This window comes from Rhodovulum sp. YNF3179, from assembly GCF_050586465.1.
Taxonomy (GTDB): domain Bacteria; phylum Pseudomonadota; class Alphaproteobacteria; order Rhodobacterales; family Rhodobacteraceae; genus CAJXYS01.
Genome location: NZ_JBOCEG010000002.1, coordinates 12,146 through 31,176, shown reverse-complemented (window position 1 = coordinate 31,176; position 19,031 = coordinate 12,146). Strand labels below are relative to the sequence as shown.

Genomic DNA, 19,031 nt, shown 5'->3' with positions numbered 1-19,031 from the left:
GGCATTTCAGCGCGCGCGCGCCCCAGGAGAGACACGATGACGCCCGACGCCTTCGCCGCCCCCGGCCGTTTTTTCCGCGGCAACCTGCACACCCATTCGACGCTGTCAGACGGGGCGCTGTCCCCGGCCGAGGTCTGCCGGCGTTACCGGGCCGAGGGCTACGACTTCATCAGCCTCACCGATCACTTCGTCGGGCTCTTCGATTACCCGATCGCCGATACGACGGGTTTTCGCGGCAACGGCTTCACCACGATCCCCGGCGCCGAGCTTCATTCCGGGGCCATGTCGAACGGCGAGCTCTGGCATATCCTCGCCGTCGGCCTGCCTGCAGATTTCGCGCCCTCCCACTCGCCGAGCTTTGCCCCGGTGGATGGACAGGAGACCGGGCCGGAGCTGGCCGCGCGGGCCCGCGACGCGGGCGCCTTCGTCGCGGTGGCGCATCCGCAATGGTCCGGCCTGACGCTGGCAGACGCGCGCAGCCTCGAGGCAGCCCACGCGGTGGAGGTCTATAACCACGGCTGCGCCACCGGTGCCGACCGCCCCGATGGCCTGCACACGCTCGACCTGCTGCTGACCGAGGGCCGGCACCTGTCGCTGGTCGCCACGGACGACGCGCATTTCCATGGCCCGGATCATTTCGGCGGCTGGGTGATGGTCAAGGCCGAGGAGAACGCCCCCGAGACCTTGCTGGAGGCGCTGAAGGCCGGGCGGCACTACAGCAGCCAGGGCCCCGAGTTGCGCGGCATCACGCTCGGCGCGCGCGAGATCACGGTCGATTGCTCGGCGGTGGGCGCGGTGATCGTCCAGGGCGCGGGCACCGCCGCCGAGGTGCTCCACGGCATCTCGATGACCCAGGCCACGCTGCCGCTGTCGCGCTTCCGCCGAAGCCCGTGGATACGGGTGACGGTCATCGACCGGGCCGGGCGGCGGGCCTGGTCGAACCCGATCTGGCTGAACTGAGCGAGACCTGTCACAAAACTGTGATGTGGATAAGTGATGCTTCGGGTGAGGCTGCCCCGTGCGGCGCGACCGGAGGGTGACGATTTGCGGGTGAGCGAGTGCAAGTGGCATCCCGGCCTGGCCGTGACGGAACGGGCGCGTGCCCTGTCAAGGCCGCGGCCCCCGCACCGTATGCGTGCCGCCGCCTTTTCCCCCGCCCCCCATGCCGCGACCTGCCCGCGACGGCGACGATCCCCATGAGACAGGTTTCCCGAGTGCCCGCGTAGCGAGTACGGAGCGTCCCGGCCCCATCCGCCGGGACGCTCTTTTTCGGGATGCCGGCGGGCCGGCCGCCCGGGCCGCTAACCGGCGCCCGGCTTCGGCGGCGCTTTCGGCGTGAAACTGTCCCGGTCGGGCTTGATGTCGAGCAGCGGCGTGCCGTCGAGGCAGTCGAGCCCGCGCACCGTCAGCACCGGTCCGTCGATCGCCACCAGGCGGACAAGCGCCGTGCCGATCGGGTTGGGCCGCTCGGGCGAGCGGAGCGCGAAGGTGCCGTAAAGCGTCCCGTCCGACGTCGGGTTCTGCACCAGGAGATCGCGTCGCGACCGGTCGAGCCAGTAGAGAAGCTCGACCGTTTCGTAGGCCTCCAGCCCGGCAAGCGCCCGGTCGAAGGGCGCGAACAGCTCCACGCGGCATGCCGGGCCATCGGCCCCGCCCTGGCGCGGGCAATCGGCCCGGTCGGTCCAGGGCGTGCCGATCCGGCCGATGAACCGGAGCCCCGCATCGCGCGCTGCGCCGGTCTCCGCGGCGACCTCGCCGGCGCGGGTCCCGGTCACGGGCGCGCGCCGCGCCCGGTGCGGAGCGCCGCGTTCACGCGGCACTCTCGGCGATCTCGCGGATCGCGGTCAGGAAGCGGGCGACCTCGTCGGTGGTGTTGTAGTGGCAGAGCGACACGCGGATGCAGCTGTCGAGCCCCAAGGGATCGAGGATGTTGCCCGAGTAGTGATCGGCCTTGCGCGTGTGGGTGCGGATACCCTGCGCGTTCAGCCGGCTCACGACCTCGGCTGCGGGCACGCCATCGACGGTGATCGAGACCAGCCCCTCGCGCCGGGGATTGTCGATGCCGCCGATCACCCCGATGCCCGGAATGTCGGCCAGCCCGGCCAGGTTGCCCGTGCCGTGCAGCATCGCGTCGGTCAGCGCCGTTTCGTGCTCGTGGATCGCCCGGCCCGCGGCCTCGATCCGGGTGCGGCGGTCGTCGGAGTCGCTGAACCGGCCGCCCAGCCAGTCGAAATAGGCCACCACGTCCGAGAAGGTCGCGTAGGCCCCGGTGTCCCGCGTGCCCAGCTCCCAGGGTTCGCCCGGCGCGCCCATCAGGTGATCATGCGGCATCTGCGCCAGCCGGTCGGACACCCAGGCCACCCCGTAGCCATGACGCGAGAAGCACTTGTAGGGCGAGATCACGTAGCCGTCGATGCCGTAGGACTGGATGTCCAGGCGTCCGTGCGCGGCATGCTGGATCCCGTCCACGATGATGTAGCAGTCCGGCGCCGTCTCGCGGATCTTCCGGGCGATGGCGCCGACATCCACGCCCATGCCCGTCACCGGCGAGGTGTGGAGGATCGTGGCCACCCGCGTATCGGGCGTGATCTCGGGGGCGTAATGCGCCGGATCGACCGAGCCGGTCGCGTCGTCATGGGCCACCAGCACATGGGTCTGGCCGGCGATCTCGCTCCACTGTCTGGCGGCGCTGCGCGAGGCGGGATGTTCCAGCGTCGTGCCGAGCACGCGGCCGCCGCCGCGGGTGCCGATACAGGCCGCGCGGATCAGCCGGAAGAGCAGCTCCGTCCCGCTCTCGCCGACGAAGAACTGGCCCTCGGGCGCGTTGAAGAGCACCCGCATGTCCGCCTTGGCGCGGTTGATGATATCGACCAGTGCGTGCGCCGCGGGGTTATCCCGGCCCTGGTTGTCGGGGATGGCGGCGAACTTCGTCGTGGTCTCGACCACGGAATTCAACGTCAGCGCGCCGCCCGCGTTTTCGAAAAAGACGCGATCGCCCTGGAAGGGGCAGCTGTCGACATGGGCGAAACGCCCGCGGATCTCGTCCATCAGGCCCGGTGTCTGCTCGAACATTCTCTCTCCTCGACGGTTTGGGACGGGCGCCCGGACGGTGCCCGCCGGATTAGGGTGTCAGCGATACCCGCGACGGCAGGCGGTCATGCGGTGGTGGGTGTCTCTCCCGTCCTGGCGCGGGCGGCACGGTTGAGCCCCAGAAGACCGCAGATCAGCACGGCGCCGGCGATCTCGGCCGTCAGGTCGGGCCAGAAGACCGCGATCACGGCCGGGATCAGCAACGCGCGTTGCCACGTCGGGATCGGTGCCCAGAGGAACCCCTCGAGCACCGCGGCAAAGGCCACGATGGCCAGGATCGCGATGGCCCCGTTCCAGAGCACCAGCGGCACCGGCCCGCCGACGATGATCGGTTCGTTGAAGACCATGAAGAGCGGGATCAGGTACAGGCCCTTGGCGAATTTCCAGGCCTGGAAACTGGTTTCCATCGGTTTCGATCCGGCGATCGCGGAACCCGCGAAGCCCGCCAGCGCCACGGGGGGCGTGACGTTGGAGTCCTGCGAGTACCAGAACACCACCAGATGCGCGATCAGGATCGGCAGGCCGAATTCCTCGGTGAGCGCGGGCCCGACCAGGATGATCAGCACGATATAGGCCGCCGTCACCGGCAGCCCCATCCCGAGGATCAGGCTGGCGATGATCACCAGAAGCAGCGCAAGGACGAGATTGCCGCCCGAGAAGGCGATCATCATTGCCGAGAACTTGAGCCCGAGCCCGGTCAGCCCCACGACGCCCACGATGATGCCGGCCACCGCGCAGGCCATCGAGACCGGCACGGCGTTCCGCGCGCCCAGCTCCAGCGCCTCGAGCGTCTTGGCCGCCCCGGCCCGGCAGAGCGCCGCGAACCCGTCCAGCGTGGGCCCCTTCAGCACGAAATCCATGAGCGCCCGCAGCACCGCCGCCGCCACCACCGCGACGATGGCGAAGAACCCGACGCGCATCGGGGAATAGCCGGCGATCAGCAGCGCGATCAGCGCAACGATCGGCAGCAGGAAATGCCAGCCCTCGGCCATGACGTCCCGCACGCTCGGCAACTCGTCGGAGGTCATGCCGGACATGCCCTGCTTGACCGCCGCGATATGGACCAGCAGGTAGACCGCCCCGAAATAGAGCACCGCCGGGAAGATCGAGATCAGGACGATCTCGACATAGGGCACGCGCGTGAACTCGCTCATCAGGAAGGCGCCGGCACCCATCAGCGGCGGCATGATCTGCCCGCCCGTCGAGGCCGCCGCCTCGATCCCGCCGGCCTGCGCCGGTCGGTAGCCGAGCCGCTTCATCAGCGGGATGGTGAAGGCGCCGGTCGTCACCACGTTGGCGATGGCCGAGCCCGAGATCGACCCCATCCCGGCCGAGGCGATGACCGAGGCCTTGGCCGGCCCGCCCCGCTGGCGGCCGGTGGCGGCATAGGCGAGATCGATGAAGAACTTGCCCGCGCCGGTCACCTCGAGGAAGGCGCCGAAAAGCACGAAGACGAAGATGAAGGTCGCGGCGACGCCGAGCGGGATGCCGAAGATCCCCTCGGCGCCGAGGGTCATCTGGCTGGACAGGCGGTCGAGCGAATAGCCCCTGTGATTGAGGATGCCCGGCATCCAGTCGGCCAGCCAGGGCAGTTCGCCCCGCCCGCCGGCGAAGGCGTAGGCCAGGAATATCCCCCCGATCAGCGTCATGACCCAGCCGACGGCGCGGCGCGCGGCCTCGAGCACGACGAGCGTGGTGACGACGCCGACGGCCACGTCGATCGTGCGCGGGAAGATCGCGTTGGCGATGATGTCGATGTTCCAGGGCACCCAGAACCCCACGAGGATGCCGCAGGCGATCAGCGCCCCGTCGATGATCCAGCCCAGCACGCCGCGGGGCCGGTTGGGACCGAAGGCGGGGTGGATGAGAAAGCACAGGACCAGGATGAAGCCCAGGTGGATCGGGCGCTGGTAGAACAGCCCGAGCGGCTGCACGCCGGCGGCGTAAAGCTGGAAGAGCGACAGCGCGATGCCGACGACGGTGATCAGCTTGAGCACCACGGTGGACGGCCCGGGGGGCTCCGGCTGCCCGGCCATGTCGGTGACCATCAGCCTCCCTCCTCGATCAGCGCGATACGCACCCGCTCATGGGCGGCCGCGTCGGACAGGGAAACGACCCGGTCGCCGATCCGGATGCGGTGATCCACGGGGCCGGCGCCGGGGCGCAGGACATAGGCGTCGCCGGGCACCGCCTCGTCGAGATCCTCGATCCAGTAGCCGCCCTGCCCGTCGGACACCTGCCGGCCGCGGCCGGGGATATGGTCGAGCCCGGCGGCGAAATCGGGAAGGTGCGAGCGGACGAGCACCATGCGCCCGGCCCGGTTCTCGTAGCAGTCTTCCACCTCGAACCCCTGCACGGAATGATGCCAGAGCACGCACCACCCCGCGCCCTCGGGCACGTCGGCGCTGAGGATCTCGGCGCCGGTGTCGATAACGGTAGCGGTCAGCGTGTCTGCGCGTGACACGGTCGGCAAGAGGAGGAGGGCCAGAAGCCCTCCTCCGATGACAGGCCTCACGGACGCAGGCGATCCGGGACGTCGGCCCCGGCTTCCTCGTAGTAGCGGATCGCGCCGGGATGCAGCGGGATCGGCGTCGCGCCGAGGGTGAACTCGACCGTGGTCTGGTTCGCCGCCGGATGCACCGCCTGCAGGTCAGCGATGTTCTCGAACATGGCCTTGGTGATCTGGTAGGCGAGATCCTCGGACATGGCCGAGGAGGCCACCAGCACGTTCGGCACGCCGAGCACGTTCACGTCCTCGGCGACGCCCTCGTAGATGCCGCCGGCGAGCGTGGTCTGCGCGAAGATCGGGTTGGCCTCGCGGGCCGCGGCGATCTCATCGGCGCTCAGCTCGATCATCCGGATGTCATTGGTGGTGGCAAGGTTCAGGATCGACGAAGTCGGGGCGCCCACGCTCCAGAAACCGGCGTCGATGTCGCCGTTGGCGAGCGCGTCGGCGGTCTCGTTGAAATTCAGCCGCTGCTCGTCGATGTCGTCATAGGTGAGCCCGTTGGCGTTCAGCACCGTCTGTGCGTTGACCTCGGTGCCCGACCCGGGCGCGCCGACCGACACGCGCTTGCCGGCAAGATCGGCGAGCGATTCGATCCCAGAGCCTTCCAGCGTCACGATCTGGATCATGTTGGCATACATCGAGGCGAGCCCGTGCAGCATCTCGAGCGGCTGGCCATCGAAGCGGCCGGTGCCGGTCTGCGCCTGCTGCACCGTATCGGCCAGGCCGAGCGCCATGTCGGCGTCGCCGCGCGCGACGAGCCCCATGTTCTCGACCGAGGCGCCGGTGACCTCGGCGGTCGCGGCAAAGCCGTCGATGTGGTTGTTGATGACCTCGGCGAGACCACCGCCCATCGGGTAATAGACACCGCCGGTGCCGCCGGTGGCGACGGAAAGCTGCTGCTGCGCGAGTGCCGGCGTGCCGGCGACCAGCGCGGTTGCGACCAGGGTCTTGAACAGGTTCATGCGTTTCCTCCCTTTCACATGTGTGCGTCTTGTGTAACGGCCGTTTCTGCGCACGCCAACCCATCTAGCGCGTTCCGGGATCCCGGCCATGTCGCGCCGCGGCGGGTTCCGGGTGTCGGCCGCGGGCCGGGGCCGCGCCCGGTTTCCGGATTTCTGGCGATCCCGCGAGGACTCGAACCCCGAACCTGCTGATTAGAAGTCAGCTGCTCTATCCAGTTGAGCTACGGGACCGCTGACGCGGTTTTGCGCCAGCGGGGGCGCGAGATCAAGACCAAGCCGCGCGGCGGCGGGCCGGTCAGTGGGTCCAGGTGGCCCGGCGGTTGGGCGCGAAGTTCTCGCCGTAGCCGCGCGGGCGGATATTGTGCCGGCGCGCCTTGGGCTCCATCACGATGGCGTCGATACCGTGCTCGCGCGCGTAGGACAGCGCCGCCTCCTTGGAATCGAAGCTCAGCTTGACCTGCGAAAGCATGTCGTCGGAGCTGGTCCAGCCCATCAGCGGATCGACTTCGCGCGGCGAGGCGGGCGAGAATTCCAGCACCCAGTGCCGGGTCTTGGCAGTACCGGACTGCATCGCGTTCCGGGCCGGCTTGTAGATTCGCGCGCGCATGGCAGATCTCCTTGGCTGACGCGCCCGTTTATCGTCAATGCGCCGCCCCTCTGCAAGGGACTCCGTGGTCGCGGCGGCGATTGTCGGGGGGAACGGGCAGCTTCGGTTGCCGAACGGGGCCTGGGAGCGAGGGGTGGGGTGGGTGGTGCGGCCCCGCCCGACAACCGACATGCTGCTTGCCCCGTTAACCTAGTCCGGTCGGCGTGTGCGGGGCAAGCGAAATTCTTGTAAAAGTTGCATCTCTTTCAGGCCCTTCGTTAAACGGATCGTAACGCTTTCGCGGAGTGCGGGCCGGCAGGGGCATGCCGCGGCCGTCACTCCGCATCCGGGTCGATCGGTTCCGTCAATTCCGGTCCCTCGACGCGGTTCGAGTTCACCCGCGTCGAGACCCGGTGAAAGGCAAAGAAATCCTCCGGCGGCGATGTCATCAGGCGCGCCGCCCCCTTTCCCGCCTCTCCCAGCCAGAGCGGCCAGTCCTCGGCGGCGATCACCACCGGCACCCGGTGGTGGATCGACGACAGCGCCGCGTTGGCCTGCGTGGTCACGATCGCGCAGGTGGTGAACCGGGCCTCGCCCCGCTCCCAGTCCTGCCAGATCCCGGCAAAGGCGAAGGGCGCATCGTCGGGGCGGTGGATGTACCAGGGCAGCCGGTTGCCGTCCGCGTCCTTCGTCCATTCGTAGAAGCCCGTGGCCGGGACCAGGCAGCGGCGTTCGCGGCAGGCGGCGCGGAAGGCCGGTTTCTCGGCCAGGCTCTCGGCGCGGGCATTGATCAGGAGGGGCCCGTCGGTCGGGCTCTTGTACCAGTGCGGCAGGAACCCCCAGCGCATCGGGCGCAGCCGCCGCTGCCCGTCCGCGCTGGTGACCGTCGCGATGTCGTTGGTCGGGCAGACATTGTAGCGCGGAACCGCCGGCAGGTCGTTGCCCGGCACGGCATCGAAGAGCCGCGCCATGGCATCGTCGGGAAGGGTGATCGCGAAACGCCCGCACATGGCAGAGAGGCCAGCGGCTCCGCCGGGGCCCGCAAGGGGCGGCCCCCGGCAGACACCGGATCACTCGACCGCGGTGATCCGCCCGTCGGTGTAGGGCGCGTAGGGCGCGTTCTCGGCGAGGAATTCCGCCGTCACGTCCGCCAGGTCCGGGCCGAAGTCGTAGGCGTCCATGGCATCGCGGAACATGGCGTAGCCGTCGCCGCCGTTGCGGACGTAATTGTTGCTGACGACGCCGTAGGTCGCAGCGGGATCGAGCGCCACCCAGCTGCCGGCGTCCCGCACCATCACCTCGCGCACGCGGGTCCCGGCTTCCGCCGACGGATCCCAGGAGAACTTGAGACCGGCCACCTGCGGGAACCGGCCGGCACCGTCCTCGACCTGGCTGACGCCATTCTCGAGCGCATCGCGGATCGCCTGCCCCGACACCTGGAAGGTCGACAGCGTGTTCTGGAAGGGCAGCACGGTCAGAACCTCGCCCATGGTGACGTCGCCCGCATCGATGGAGGCGCGCAGCCCGCCGCCGTTCTGGATGGCGATCTGGATACCCTGCGCGCGCACGCGCTCGAGCATGGCGTCGGCCACGAGGTTCCCCATCTCGCATTCGCCGGCGCGGCAGGAGGCCCGGTCGCCGTCGATCGGCGCGCCCGTCTCGGCCACAACCATTCTGCGGATCTCGTCGAGCGGCGCGCCAAGCTCGGTGATGCGCGCCTTGGTCGTGTCGTCCTCGGCCACCGCGGCGTCCATGATCAGCGGCGCGCCCACGGCGTCGGTCACGACGCCGGCCTCGTCGAAAGTGACGTTCAGCTCGCCCAGGAACTTGCCATAGGCATAGGCCTGCACGATGGCGGTATCGCCCACCATGGTCGGGTAAGGTCCGGCCGCGTCCGGGTCGTCGGCATGAAGATAGGTGTTGGAATGGCCACCCACGATCACGTCCACGCCGGTCGTCCCGGCGGCGACGCGCTGGTCGACGCCATAGCCCGAATGGCTGAGCACGATGATCTTGTTCACGCCCTCGGCGGTCAGCGCGTCGACCTCGGCCTGCACCGCGGCGACGGGATCGGTGAAGACAACGTTCGGGCCGGGGCTGGCCAGTTCGTCGGTGTCCTGGGGGGTCAGGCCGATCAGGCCCAGTCGCGCACCGCCGCGCTCGATCACCACGCTCTTGCGGATCACGTCGTTGAGCAGCGGCTCGCCCGAGATGTCGGCGTTCGACATCAGGATCGGGAACCGCACCGCCTCGGTGAAGCCGCGCAGCACCTCGGGGCCGTCGTCGAACTCGTGGTTGCCCACGGTCATCGCGTCGTAGCCCATCTTGTTCATCATCTCGGCCGCGACCTTGCCCTTGTAGTAGGTGTAATAGAGCGTGCCCTGGAACTGGTCGCCGCCATCGACGAGGATGTGGTTGTTCGTGCGCGCCCGCGCCTCGGCGATCGCGGTCACCAGCCGGGCCGAGCCGCCGAAGCATTCACCGGCCTGGTTGTCCTCTTCCGAGCAGCCGGAATCATACTTGGAGATCGGCTCGAAGCGGGCGTGGAAATCGTTGGTGTGCAGAATCGTGAGCGTATAATCGGCGGCGGCCGGCGTGGCGCAGACGGCCAGCGCGGCCACGGAAATCAGCATGCGTGGGGTCATGGGATCTTTCCTTCCAAGAAACCCGAGGGGCGGGCGCACCCGCGCATTGGCCGGCCGCCTCCCTCGACTATATGACCAAACTGTAGCAGAGATTTCGAAACGCGATAGCGCCGAGACGGGAGACCCGGATGTTTCTGACGATGAACCGCTTCAAGGTGCGCCTCGGCCAGGAGGACGCCTTCGAGACCGTATGGAAGACCCGCGACAGCCAGCTTAAGGCGGTGCCCGGCTTCGTCGCCTTCCACCTGATGAAGGGCGACGAGAACCCGGACGCGGGCTATCGGCTCTACGCCTCGCACACGCTCTGGGCCAGCCGCGATGCCTTCGAGGCCTGGACGAAATCCGAGGCGTTCCGCCAGACCCATCGCGGCGCCGGGGCCCATGCCGACATCTATCTCGGCCCGCCGGAGCTGGAAGTCTTCGATTCGGTCCAGCATCTCGCGGCCGAGGACGCTTGACCGGGGCGCCCGGCGCGGGCATGTGGGCGCCATGCTGATCTACAAGATATTCCGCGCCCCCGAATGGGCCGCCTTCCGCGCCGCGGGCGAGACCGCCGGCGCGCCGGTCGATCTCGCGGACGGCTTCATCCACTTCTCCACGGCCGCGCAGCTGCGCACCACCGCCGCCAAGCATTTCGCTGGCGAAGACGGGCTGGTGCTGGTCGCCGTCGCGTCGGAAACGGTCGGCGACACCCTCGCCTGGGAGCCGTCCCGCGGCGGCGATCTCTTTCCGCATCTCTACCGCCGGCTGCTGATCTCCGACGTGACCTGGCACGCCGACCTGCCGCTCGGCCCCGAGGGGCACGTCTTCCCCGAGGACCTGGCGTGAGCTGGGTCGAACGTGCCGGGCTGGCCGCGCTGCACCGGCTCGATCCCGAGACCGCGCACGGCCTGTCGATCCGCGCGCTGCGCGCGGGGCTGGTTCCCCTGCCCGGCCCAGTGAGCACGGCGCGCCTGCGAACCCGGATCGCCGGGCTCGACCTGCCGAACCCACTCGGGCTGGCCGCGGGGTACGACAAGAACGCCGAGGCGATCGCGCCGCTGCTGCGGGCGGGCTTCGGCTTCGTCGAGGTGGGTGCGGCGACGCCCCGTCCGCAGCCCGGCAACCCGCGCCCGCGGCTCTTCCGGCTGTCGGCGGACCGGGCGGCGATCAACCGTTTCGGCTTCAACAACGACGGTGCCGAGACGATCGCGGCGCGGCTGGCGGCGCGGCCCGCATCGGGCGTGGTCGGGCTGAACCTCGGGGCCAACAAGGACAGCACCGACCGGGCCGCAGACTACGCCGCGGTGCTGGCGCGCTGCGGGCCGCATGTGGACTTCGCCACGGTCAACGTCTCGTCGCCCAATACCGAGAAACTGCGCGACCTGCAGGGCACCGAGGCACTGGCCGCGCTGCTGGGCGGCGTGATGGAGACGCGCGCGGCGCTCGACCGGCCGATCCCGGTTTTCCTCAAGATCGCGCCCGATCTCACCGAGGCCGAGCTGGACGGGATCGCCGGGGTCGCGACCGCGGCCGGTCTCGACGGGATCATCGCCACCAACACCACCCTCTCGCGCGACGGGCTCACCGACCCGCAACGCGACGAGACCGGCGGCCTCTCCGGCCGGCCGCTCTTCGAGCGCTCGACCCGCGTGCTGGCACGGCTCTCGGCGCTGACCGACGGTGCGATGCCCCTGATCGGGGTCGGCGGGATCTCCTCCGCCGGGGACGCCTATGCCAAGATCCGCGCCGGCGCATCAGCGGTGCAGCTCTACACCGCGCTGGTCTACGAGGGGATATCGGTCGTCCCGCGCATCCTGCGGGGACTGGACGCGCTGCTGGAACGCGACGGCTTTGCCCGTCTCGCGGACGCCGTCGGCACGGGACGGGAGGACTGGCTGTGAGCCTCGTGACGATCTGGCACAACCCGCGCTGTTCGAAGTCGCGCGAGACCCTGAAACTGCTCGAGGCGCACGGCGCCGCGCCGGACGTCCGGCTCTACCTCAAGGAGCCGCCGAGCGCCGCCGAGATCCGCACCGCGCTGGACCTGCTCGGCCTCTCCGCGGCGGCGCTGACGCGGATGAAGGAGCCCGTCTTTCGGGATCTCGGTCTGTCCGGGGACAGCCCGGAGGAGGCACTCATCGCGGCCATGGCAGAGCACCCGATCCTGATCGAGCGACCCATCGTCTTCGCCGATGGTGACGCCGCGCTCGGCCGGCCACCGGAGGCGGTGCTGGCGCTGCTCTGAGCGCTCAGGCCCCGGCGCCGGCCTCGAGCGCCGGGTAGCGCAGCGCGAGCGTCAGGCCGCGGGCCACGAAGGAAACCAGGAAGGCGATCCAGAGGCCGTGATTGCCGTAGGCCGGCACGAGAAGCAGCACGGCCAACCCGTAGATCGCCAGCGACAGCGCCGCCATGTTGCGCATGTCGGCGGTCCGGGTGGCGCCGATGAAAATCCCGTCGAGCATCCAGGCCGGCAAGGCCAGCAGCGGCACCAGGACCATGTAGGCCAGGTAGACCCGCGCCGTCTCGCGCACCTCGGGGGCCGTGGTCATCACGTCGATGAGGGCGCCGCCGAAGATCGCGAAGCCCAGCGCCAGCGCGATCACGCAGACGAGGCCCCAGAAGCTCGTCAGCAGCGCGCCCCGGCGCAGCGCCGGACGCGCCCGCGCGCCCATCGCCTGTCCCACCAGCGCCTCGGCGGCGAAGGCGAAGCCATCCAGGGTGTAGGCCGTGATCTCCAGGAACTGCAGCAGGATCTGGTTGGCCGCCAGCGGCACGTCGCCGAAATCGGCGCCGAGGAACAGGAAGGAGATGAACATCGCCTGCAGCATCAGCGACCGCAGCAGGATGTCGGAATTCACCTTGGCCATGCGCCTGAGCCGCGCGGCGTCGAAGACCCGCGCCCAGCTGCGCCAGGCCGCCCCCCGGAAGGCATCCCGGCACAGCCAGAGCCCCAGCGCGAGGCCCGACCACTCGGCCAGGAAGGTGGCGAAAGCCACGCCGTTCACCCCCCATCCGAGCCCGAGGACGAAGACGAGATCCAGCACGACGTTGAGCCCGTTCATCCAGAGCTGGAGCGCCAGCACGGCACGCGTGCGCTCGAGCGCGATCAACCAGCCCGTCAGGCCGAAGATCGCGATCATGGCAGGGGCCGACCAGATCCGGATCGCCATGTAGTCCCGCGCCATGGATTCGACCGCGGCACTGGCCGGCGCGAGCGCGAGCGCGGCGCCGAAGATCGGCAGCTGGAACAGGATGAAGACCGCCCCCGCGACGAGACCGATGATCAGCGCGCGGGTCAGCAGCGCGTCGACCTCGGCACCGTCCCGGGCGCCCTGCGCCTGGCTGGTCAGGCCGGTGGTGCCCATCCGGAGGAAACCGAAAATCCAGTAGATCCCCGTGATGATCACCGCGCCGATCCCGACCGCGCCGATCGGCTCGGGCGTGCCCATCTGGCCGACCACGCCGGTGTCGACCGCGCCCAGGATCGGCACGGTGGCGTTCGACAGCACGATGGGCACGGCAATCCGCAGCACCCGCCTGTGGGTCAGCGACCCGACGGCGATGTCAGGCATCGCGGCTCGGCATCAGGAAATGGCCGGTCGCCTGGGCATAGAGACGGCTGCGGTTGTCCTGCCAGGCCTCGACATGGACGCTGGCATAGCGCCGGCCGGAGCGGTTGACCCGCGCCCGGGCATAGGCGTCGCGCGGCAGCCCCGACCGCAGGTAGTCCACGGTGAAGTCGATGGTCTTCGGCATCCGCGGCAGCGGTTCGGTTTCCAGAGTCTCCAGCGCGAGGCGCCCCTGCTCCATGTCTTCCCAGATCAGCGACCAGGACAGCTCGATGATCGCGGTCACCTCGAGGAAGGCCGCGGTCACGCCGCCATGAAGCGCGGGTAGGAACGGGTTCCCGATATGGCGTTCGTCGAAGGGCAGCATCGCGGTCAACTCGTCGCCGCGGCGCTCGAAGCGGATGCCGAGAAAGCCGATATAGGGCACCTGGTCCACCAGCGCGGTCAGCACCGCGTCGCGGCGCTGCTTGACGACCTGCACCGGTTCGGGCGGGGTGCGGCTCATGACGCGCTGCCCTCCCTGGGTCGCTCCACGGTGAAGGCGCCGGCCGCGGTGGCGACGGGGGCGCCGGTTTCCTCGTCCTCGGCGGTGGCGCGGATGAAGGCGACGGTCCGGGTGACGTGGTAGCATTCGGCCCGGGCGGTAATCCGCTGGCCGGGCGTGGCCGGGCGCATGTAGTCGATCCGCAGGTCGAGCGTCGCGGTGCCCGCCGGGGCCGAGGGGTGCGACATCGCCGCCGCGCCGCCGCAGGTGTCCATCAGGGCCGAGACCGCGCCGCCATGGATCACGCCGGTCTTGGGATCGCCCACCAGCCGCGGGTCATAGGGCATCGAGATAACCGCCCTGCCGTCGCCCAGCTCCTCGAGTTCCATCCCGAGCGCCTTCGAATGCGGGATCGCCTCGATGAACTGGCGGGCCATCCGGGCCTTCCTGTCGCTGTCGAACTCGGTCATGGCGCCTGGCCGTCCCCTTGTCGCGTCGGGGTCCATGTATTCGCGCTTGGTTTCCTCTCTGCAAGCTTAAAGTCTCGCAGGTGAGAGCGTTTCTCAATTTCACGACCGACCCGTCTTGAGCTTGAGCCATGCGCCCGGGCCTGCGGCGTCGTCGGGGGGGAAAACGGGGTCCGCGTCGTGAACCGGCGGCAGCCCCCCGGGCAGCCGCACACCGCCCGCCTGGGTCCCATGACGTCGCGTAACGTTTACGTCAACGTCAACATTTGCCCTTGATCTGCCGACCCCGCACCGCAAAATTCCGGGCAGTTGACGAGATTGGGGGAGTGAGATGTCCGATCAGCTCATGACCATCCGCGAAATGTGCGCGGCCTTCGGGGTCACGCCGCGGACACTACGGTTCTACGAATCCAAGGAACTCCTGTTCCCGGTGCGCGAGGGACAGAAACGGCTGTTCACCAAGCGCGACCGCGCCCGGCTCAAACTGATCCTGCGGGGCAAACGCTTCGGCTTCAGCCTCGAGGAGATCCGCCAGCTGCTCGACCTCTACGATATGGACGACCAGCAGATCACCCAGCTGACGCGCACCTACGACATCGCCAAGGAGCGCCTCGCGGACATGGAACGCCAGCGCGCCGAACTGGACGAGGCCATCGCGGAGCTGAAGCAACAGCTCGACTGGGGCGCGCAGATGATCGAGTCGCTGAAGCGCCCGGACGCCGCCGAATAATCCTGCAGGGAGCCCGACGCAGATGCCGCACTACACCGCCCCGACCCGCGACATGCAGTTCCTTCTGCACGAGGTGCTGAACGTCACCGGCTCCGACATCCCGGGATATGACGAGCTGGAGCCGGACGTCACCTCTGCCGTGCTGGAGGAGGCCGGCCGGCTCGCCGGCGAGGTCCTCGCGCCGCTGAACCCCGTGGGCGACGCCGAGGGCTGCCATTTCGAGAACGGCGTGGTGCGCGCACCGAAGGGGTTCCAGAACGCCTATGACGAAATGCGCGCCGGCGGCTGGATGGGGCTCGACGCGGACCCCGCCTATGGCGGCCAGGGCATGCCCTACCTGCTGGGCACGGCGGTGGGCGAGATGTTCGTCTCGGCGAACATGGCCTTCAACATGTACCAGGGCCTGACCCACGGCGCCTACTCGACGATCCATGCCCATGGATCGGAGGCGCAGAAAGCCACCTATCTGCCCAAGATGGTCAGCGGCGAATGGTCCGGCACCATGAACCTGACCGAGCCGCAATGCGGCACCGATCTGGGACTGATCCGCACCAAGGCCGAGCCGCAGGATGACGGCAGCTACAGGATCACCGGGCAGAAGATCTGGATCTCGGCCGGCGAACACGACCTGAGCGAGAACATCATCCATCTCGTTCTGGCGAAGATCCCCGGCGGGCCCGAGGGCACCAAGGGCATCTCTCTCTTCATCGTGCCGAAATTCCTGGTCACCGAGGACGGCGCCCCCGGCGCGCGCAACGCGGTCCAGTGCGGCGGGCTCGAGCACAAGATGGGCATCCACGGCAACGCCACCTGCGTGATGCATTACGACGGCGCGACCGGTTACCTGGTCGGCGAAGCGCATACCGGCCTCAAGGCGATGTTCACCATGATGAACGAGGCCCGCATCGGCGTCGGCGTCCAGGGCTACGCGCTTGGCGAAGTGGCCTATCAGAACGCCCGCGCCTTCGCGCAGGACCGGCTGCAGGGGCGGGCCGCGACCGGCACCGCGAACCCCGACGGCCCGGCCGACCCGATCATCGTCCACCCGGACGTGCGGCGGAACCTCATGCATCAGAAGAGCTTTGTCGAGGGCGCCCGCGCCTTCACCTTCTGGGGCGCCGAGATGATCGATCGCGCCATGCGCGCGGAGGACGCCGAGGCCGAGGCGATGATCTCGCTGCTCACGCCTGTCATCAAGGGCTTCCTGACCGACAAGGGCTTCGAGACGACCGTGCTCGCGCAGCAGACCTATGGCGGCTCGGGCTACGTGAAGGAATGGGGCGCCGAGCAATTCGTCCGCGACGCCCGTATCGCCATGATCTACGAGGGCACCAACGGCATCCAGTCGCTCGACCTCGTGGGGCGCAAGCTGCCGTCCAGGGGCGGCCAGGCGATCATGGCCTTCTTCGAGCTGGTGAAAACCTTCATCAAGGAGAACGAGGGTCACGAGGCGCTGAAGGCCGGGTTTCTCGACCCGCTCAAGGCCGCGTCCAAGGATCTCCAGGCCGCCGGCACCTATTTCATGCAGCACGGCATGAAGAACCCGAATGCGGCGCTGGCCGGCTCCTACGACTTCATGCACCTTTTCGGGCATGTCTGCCTGGGGCTGATGTGGGCGCGGCAGGCCAAGGCCGCGTATGCGGCGCTGGCGAACGGCACCGGCGACGCGGCCTTCTACGAGGGCAAGCTCGTCACCGGGCGTTACTACATGGCCCGGCAGCTCCCGGCGACCGCGCTGCACCTGGCACGGATCGAGTCGGGCGACGAGACGGTGATGGCGCTCGAGGCCGAGGCGTTCTAGCAAGGGGACCAGTGCAGACCGCCGCCGCGTCCGGCGCGGGGGCCGCCAGAGGAGGAGACAGATGCCGAGGACCGAGCGCCTGACCCGCCGTTTCCCCGTCGCCACGTCCGACGCCGCGCACCGCCAGCTGCGCCGTTTCGCCGACAGGACCGGGCTCGACCCTGACAGGGCGCTGACCTTCATCCTCGAAAACCTCGGCGACCTGGAACAGGAGGTGCGTTTCCAGCACCGCCTGCAGCTTTATGTGGCCCGGCACGGCCAGACCGCCGGCGACGGACCGGCAAAGGGGGAGAGATGACCATCAAGCTCTACTGCTTCGGAGAGTCCGGCAACGCCTACAAGGCGGCCCTGACGCTGGAACTCTCGGGCCTCGCCTGGGAGCCCGTCTTCGTCGACTTCTTCCACGGCGAGACGCGCACGCCCGAGTTCCGCGCGCTGAACCCGATGGGCGAGGTTCCGGTCATGGTGGACGGCGACGTGACGCTGAGCCAGTCCGGCGTGATCCAGGACTACGTGACATCCAAGAGCGGCAAGCTCGGCGGGCGCAGCGCGGCCGAGCGCCGCGAAGTGCTCCGCTGGGTGTTCTGGGACAACCACAAGCTCAGCTCGCAAGCGGGCACGGTGCGCTTCCTGATGAATTTCCTGCCCGAGGATAAGCGCCCGGACGCGGCGGTGATCGCTTTCCTGCAGGCGCGGCTGCGGTCCGCCTACAAGGTGCTCGATGCCGAGCTCGGCAAGCGCGACTGGCTGGTGGACGACGTCTTCACCATCGCCGACATCGCCTGTTGCGGCTACCTCTACTATCCCGAGCCCTTCGGCTTCGACCGCGCCGACTGGCCGAATATCGACGCCTGGCTCGACCGGATCGCCGAACAGCCGGGCTGGAAACATCCCTATGACCTGATGCCCGGACGCCCGTCCGACCGGGCCTGACCCATCCGCATATCCGACCCTGCTGACAGGAGACGACACAGATGTCCGACGCCTATATCTACGACGCCGTGCGCAGCCCCCGCGGCAAGGGCCGCAAGGACGGCGCGCTGCACGAGGTGACGGCGCTCCGCCTCTCGGCCGAGGTGCTGAACGCCGTCAAGGATCGCAACGGCCTCGACACCCGCGCGGTCGAGGACGTGATCTGGGGCAACGTCACCCAGGTCGGCGAACAGGGCGGCTGTCTCGCCCGGTCGGCGGTGCTCGCCTCCGATTTCGACGAGCGTGTGCCGGGCGTCGCCATCAACCGGTTCTGCGCCAGCGGGCTGGAAGCTGTGAACATGGCCGCCAACCAGGTGCGCGCCGGCGCGGGGGAGGCCTATGTCGCCGGGGGCGTCGAGATGATGGGCCGGGTGCCGATGGGCTCCGACGGGGCGGCGATCGCCGTGGACCCGTCGCTGGCCATGAAGAGCTACTTCGTCCCGCAGGGCATCGCGGCCGACATCATCGCGACCGAATTCGGCTTCTCGCGCGACGACTGCGACGCCTACGCGGTCGAAAGCCAGCGCCGCGCCGCCGCGGCATGGGAGGACGGACGCTTCGCCAGATCCGTCATCACGGTCCGCGACCAGAACGGCATGGCGATCCTCGACCGCGACGAACACATGCGCCCCGGCACCGACATGCAGTCGCTCGGCGGGCTGAAGCCCGCCTTCAAGGAACAGGGCGAGTCGATGCCGGGCTTCGACAAGGTCGCGATCATGAAATACCCGCACCTCGAACGGATCGAGCATGTCCACCATGCCGGCAACAGCTCGGGGATCGTCGACGGCGCCGCGGCGGTGCTGGTAGGCTCGAAGGCCTTCGGCGAGGCCCATGGGCTCACCCCCCGCGCCCGCATCCGTGCCAGCGCCAAGGTCGGCACCGATCCGACGATCATGCTGACCGGGCCGGTGCCCGCCACCGAGAAGGTGCTCGAGGCCGCCGGCATGGAGATCGGCGATATCGGCCTGGTCGAGGTCAACGAGGCGTTTTCCGCCGTGGTGCTGCGCTTCCTGCAGGCCTTCGGGGTCGATCACGCCCGCGTCAACGTCAATGGCGGCGCCATCGCGATGGGCCATCCGCTGGGTGCGACCGGGGCGATGATCCTCGGCACGCTGCTCGACGAGATGGAGCGCCGCGACGCCGAGACCGGGCTCGCCACGCTCTGCGTCGCCAGCGGCATGGGATCCGCCACCATCATCGAGCGCGTCTGAGCGCGCGGCACGAGATCCGA

General features: G+C 69.1%; 21 protein-coding genes and 1 tRNA gene. 10 read left to right on the top strand and 12 right to left on the bottom strand.

Translation table 11 applies throughout. The features are described from left to right. The first annotated feature begins 36 nt into the window (after positions 1-36). Positions 37-960: a PHP domain-containing protein gene (locus ACQ5SP_RS03090; protein ID WP_430936333.1), complete on the top strand. Its 924-nt coding sequence runs from the start codon at positions 37-39 to the stop codon at positions 958-960. A gap of 341 nt (positions 961-1,301) precedes the next feature. On the opposite strand, the gene tsaA is transcribed toward ACQ5SP_RS03090, so the two are convergent. The 9 genes from tsaA to ACQ5SP_RS03045 all read right to left on the bottom strand — a co-directional run bounded on the left by tsaA (position 1,302) and on the right by ACQ5SP_RS03045 (position 9,792). Beyond that, positions 1,302-1,775, bottom strand: coding sequence for a tRNA (N6-threonylcarbamoyladenosine(37)-N6)-methyltransferase TrmO (tsaA, locus tag ACQ5SP_RS03085; RefSeq protein ID WP_430936331.1), 474 nt, complete (start codon positions 1,773-1,775; stop codon positions 1,302-1,304). 34 nt (positions 1,776-1,809) lie between these two features. Next, positions 1,810-3,072: an aminotransferase class V-fold PLP-dependent enzyme gene (locus ACQ5SP_RS03080; protein WP_430936329.1), complete on the bottom strand. Its 1,263-nt coding sequence runs from the start codon at positions 3,070-3,072 to the stop codon at positions 1,810-1,812. Positions 3,073-3,155: 83 nt separating this feature from the next. Next, positions 3,156-5,138, bottom strand: a complete 1,983-nt coding sequence (locus ACQ5SP_RS03075; RefSeq protein WP_430936327.1) for a TRAP transporter permease — start codon at positions 5,136-5,138, stop codon at positions 3,156-3,158. Further along, a complete protein-coding gene (locus tag ACQ5SP_RS03070; protein WP_430936325.1) occupies positions 5,138-5,554 on the bottom strand; it encodes a DUF1850 domain-containing protein in 417 nt (138 codons plus the stop codon). The genes ACQ5SP_RS03075 and ACQ5SP_RS03070 overlap by 1 nt, the downstream gene beginning before the upstream one ends. A 47-nt stretch (positions 5,555-5,601) precedes the next feature. Then, complete coding sequence (locus ACQ5SP_RS03065) at positions 5,602-6,561, bottom strand: TAXI family TRAP transporter solute-binding subunit (RefSeq protein WP_430936323.1); 960 nt, start codon at positions 6,559-6,561, stop codon at positions 5,602-5,604. Between the two features lie 154 nt (positions 6,562-6,715). Further along, positions 6,716-6,792 (bottom strand) — tRNA-Arg (locus tag ACQ5SP_RS03060). A 64-nt stretch (positions 6,793-6,856) separates the two neighbouring features. Then, entirely contained in the window at positions 6,857-7,168 is a 312-nt protein-coding gene (locus ACQ5SP_RS03055; protein ID WP_430936321.1) for an ETC complex I subunit, read from the bottom strand. 314 nt (positions 7,169-7,482) lie between these two features. After that, positions 7,483-8,157 (bottom strand): SOS response-associated peptidase, encoded by a 675-nt coding sequence (locus tag ACQ5SP_RS03050; protein ID WP_430936319.1) that lies wholly within the window; start codon positions 8,155-8,157, stop codon positions 7,483-7,485. Between the two features lie 60 nt (positions 8,158-8,217). Next, the gene (locus ACQ5SP_RS03045; RefSeq protein ID WP_430936317.1) at positions 8,218-9,792 is read right to left on the bottom strand and encodes a bifunctional metallophosphatase/5'-nucleotidase; all 1,575 of its coding nucleotides are present in this window, start codon (positions 9,790-9,792) and stop codon (positions 8,218-8,220) included. Positions 9,793-9,920: 128 nt separating this feature from the next. Between ACQ5SP_RS03045 and ACQ5SP_RS03040 the strand changes: the two genes are divergently transcribed. From ACQ5SP_RS03040 to arsC, 4 genes are read left to right on the top strand one after another with little or no spacing between them, the layout of a single operon-like run. After that, complete coding sequence (locus ACQ5SP_RS03040; RefSeq protein ID WP_430936315.1) at positions 9,921-10,250, top strand: antibiotic biosynthesis monooxygenase family protein; 330 nt, start codon at positions 9,921-9,923, stop codon at positions 10,248-10,250. A gap of 31 nt (positions 10,251-10,281) precedes the next feature. Then, the gene (locus tag ACQ5SP_RS03035; RefSeq protein ID WP_430936313.1) at positions 10,282-10,620 is read left to right on the top strand and encodes a DUF952 domain-containing protein; all 339 of its coding nucleotides are present in this window, start codon (positions 10,282-10,284) and stop codon (positions 10,618-10,620) included. Next, positions 10,617-11,675 carry a quinone-dependent dihydroorotate dehydrogenase gene (locus ACQ5SP_RS03030; protein WP_430936311.1) on the top strand — a complete coding sequence of 353 codons (1,059 nt, stop codon included), beginning with the start codon at positions 10,617-10,619 and terminating at the stop codon, positions 11,673-11,675. The genes ACQ5SP_RS03035 and ACQ5SP_RS03030 overlap by 4 nt, the downstream gene beginning before the upstream one ends. Further along, positions 11,672-12,019, top strand: a complete 348-nt coding sequence (gene arsC / locus ACQ5SP_RS03025) for an arsenate reductase (glutaredoxin) (RefSeq protein WP_430936309.1) — start codon at positions 11,672-11,674, stop codon at positions 12,017-12,019. Before ACQ5SP_RS03030 ends, arsC begins: the two co-directional genes overlap by 4 nt. Before the next feature lie 4 nt (positions 12,020-12,023). Here the strand turns inward: arsC and ACQ5SP_RS03020 are convergent, their stop codons facing one another. From ACQ5SP_RS03020 to ACQ5SP_RS03010, 3 genes are read right to left on the bottom strand one after another with little or no spacing between them, the layout of a single operon-like run. Then, positions 12,024-13,346: an MATE family efflux transporter gene (locus tag ACQ5SP_RS03020; protein ID WP_430936307.1), complete on the bottom strand. Its 1,323-nt coding sequence runs from the start codon at positions 13,344-13,346 to the stop codon at positions 12,024-12,026. Then, complete coding sequence (locus ACQ5SP_RS03015) at positions 13,339-13,848, bottom strand: PaaI family thioesterase (RefSeq protein ID WP_430936305.1); 510 nt, start codon at positions 13,846-13,848, stop codon at positions 13,339-13,341. The genes ACQ5SP_RS03020 and ACQ5SP_RS03015 overlap by 8 nt, the downstream gene beginning before the upstream one ends. Continuing rightward, positions 13,845-14,297: a PaaI family thioesterase gene (locus ACQ5SP_RS03010; protein WP_430936303.1), complete on the bottom strand. Its 453-nt coding sequence runs from the start codon at positions 14,295-14,297 to the stop codon at positions 13,845-13,847. The genes ACQ5SP_RS03015 and ACQ5SP_RS03010 overlap by 4 nt, the downstream gene beginning before the upstream one ends. A 328-nt stretch (positions 14,298-14,625) precedes the next feature. Here ACQ5SP_RS03010 and ACQ5SP_RS03005 point away from each other — a divergent pair, with 328 nt between their 5' ends. The 5 genes from ACQ5SP_RS03005 to ACQ5SP_RS02985 all read left to right on the top strand — a co-directional run bounded on the left by ACQ5SP_RS03005 (position 14,626) and on the right by ACQ5SP_RS02985 (position 19,011). Beyond that, positions 14,626-15,024: a MerR family transcriptional regulator gene (locus ACQ5SP_RS03005; RefSeq protein WP_430936301.1), complete on the top strand. Its 399-nt coding sequence runs from the start codon at positions 14,626-14,628 to the stop codon at positions 15,022-15,024. A 22-nt stretch (positions 15,025-15,046) separates the two neighbouring features. Beyond that, entirely contained in the window at positions 15,047-16,825 is a 1,779-nt protein-coding gene (locus ACQ5SP_RS03000) for an acyl-CoA dehydrogenase C-terminal domain-containing protein (RefSeq protein ID WP_430936299.1), read from the top strand. A 61-nt stretch (positions 16,826-16,886) separates the two neighbouring features. Continuing rightward, entirely contained in the window at positions 16,887-17,123 is a 237-nt protein-coding gene (locus tag ACQ5SP_RS02995; protein ID WP_430936297.1) for a hypothetical protein, read from the top strand. Then, the gene (locus ACQ5SP_RS02990) at positions 17,120-17,758 is read left to right on the top strand and encodes a glutathione S-transferase family protein (RefSeq protein WP_430936295.1); all 639 of its coding nucleotides are present in this window, start codon (positions 17,120-17,122) and stop codon (positions 17,756-17,758) included. The genes ACQ5SP_RS02995 and ACQ5SP_RS02990 overlap by 4 nt, the downstream gene beginning before the upstream one ends. Positions 17,759-17,799: 41 nt before the next feature. After that, positions 17,800-19,011: an acetyl-CoA C-acetyltransferase gene (locus ACQ5SP_RS02985; protein ID WP_430936293.1), complete on the top strand. Its 1,212-nt coding sequence runs from the start codon at positions 17,800-17,802 to the stop codon at positions 19,009-19,011. Positions 19,012-19,031 lie beyond the last annotated feature (20 nt).

Excerpts from the sequence above, each read along its gene's own strand:
- ACQ5SP_RS03090 (WP_430936333.1), top strand. The coding sequence starts at position 37 with ATGACGCCCGACGCCTTCGCCGCCCCCGGCCGTTTTTTCCGCGGCAAC.
- ACQ5SP_RS03080 (WP_430936329.1), bottom strand. The coding sequence starts at position 3,072 with ATGTTCGAGCAGACACCGGGCCTGATGGACGAGATCCGCGGGCGTTTC.
- ACQ5SP_RS03075 (WP_430936327.1), bottom strand. The coding sequence starts at position 5,138 with ATGGTCACCGACATGGCCGGGCAGCCGGAGCCCCCCGGGCCGTCCACC.
- ACQ5SP_RS03065 (WP_430936323.1), bottom strand. The coding sequence starts at position 6,561 with ATGAACCTGTTCAAGACCCTGGTCGCAACCGCGCTGGTCGCCGGCACG.
- ACQ5SP_RS03055 (WP_430936321.1), bottom strand. The coding sequence starts at position 7,168 with ATGCGCGCGCGAATCTACAAGCCGGCCCGGAACGCGATGCAGTCCGGT.
- ACQ5SP_RS03050 (WP_430936319.1), bottom strand. The coding sequence starts at position 8,157 with ATGTGCGGGCGTTTCGCGATCACCCTTCCCGACGATGCCATGGCGCGG.
- ACQ5SP_RS03045 (WP_430936317.1), bottom strand. The coding sequence starts at position 9,792 with ATGACCCCACGCATGCTGATTTCCGTGGCCGCGCTGGCCGTCTGCGCC.
- ACQ5SP_RS03040 (WP_430936315.1), top strand. The coding sequence starts at position 9,921 with ATGTTTCTGACGATGAACCGCTTCAAGGTGCGCCTCGGCCAGGAGGAC.
- ACQ5SP_RS03035 (WP_430936313.1), top strand. The coding sequence starts at position 10,282 with ATGCTGATCTACAAGATATTCCGCGCCCCCGAATGGGCCGCCTTCCGC.
- ACQ5SP_RS03020 (WP_430936307.1), bottom strand. The coding sequence starts at position 13,346 with ATGCCTGACATCGCCGTCGGGTCGCTGACCCACAGGCGGGTGCTGCGG.
- ACQ5SP_RS03015 (WP_430936305.1), bottom strand. The coding sequence starts at position 13,848 with ATGAGCCGCACCCCGCCCGAACCGGTGCAGGTCGTCAAGCAGCGCCGC.
- ACQ5SP_RS03010 (WP_430936303.1), bottom strand. The coding sequence starts at position 14,297 with ATGACCGAGTTCGACAGCGACAGGAAGGCCCGGATGGCCCGCCAGTTC.
- ACQ5SP_RS03005 (WP_430936301.1), top strand. The coding sequence starts at position 14,626 with ATGTCCGATCAGCTCATGACCATCCGCGAAATGTGCGCGGCCTTCGGG.
- ACQ5SP_RS03000 (WP_430936299.1), top strand. The coding sequence starts at position 15,047 with ATGCCGCACTACACCGCCCCGACCCGCGACATGCAGTTCCTTCTGCAC.
- ACQ5SP_RS02995 (WP_430936297.1), top strand. The coding sequence starts at position 16,887 with ATGCCGAGGACCGAGCGCCTGACCCGCCGTTTCCCCGTCGCCACGTCC.
- ACQ5SP_RS02990 (WP_430936295.1), top strand. The coding sequence starts at position 17,120 with ATGACCATCAAGCTCTACTGCTTCGGAGAGTCCGGCAACGCCTACAAG.
- ACQ5SP_RS02985 (WP_430936293.1), top strand. The coding sequence starts at position 17,800 with ATGTCCGACGCCTATATCTACGACGCCGTGCGCAGCCCCCGCGGCAAG.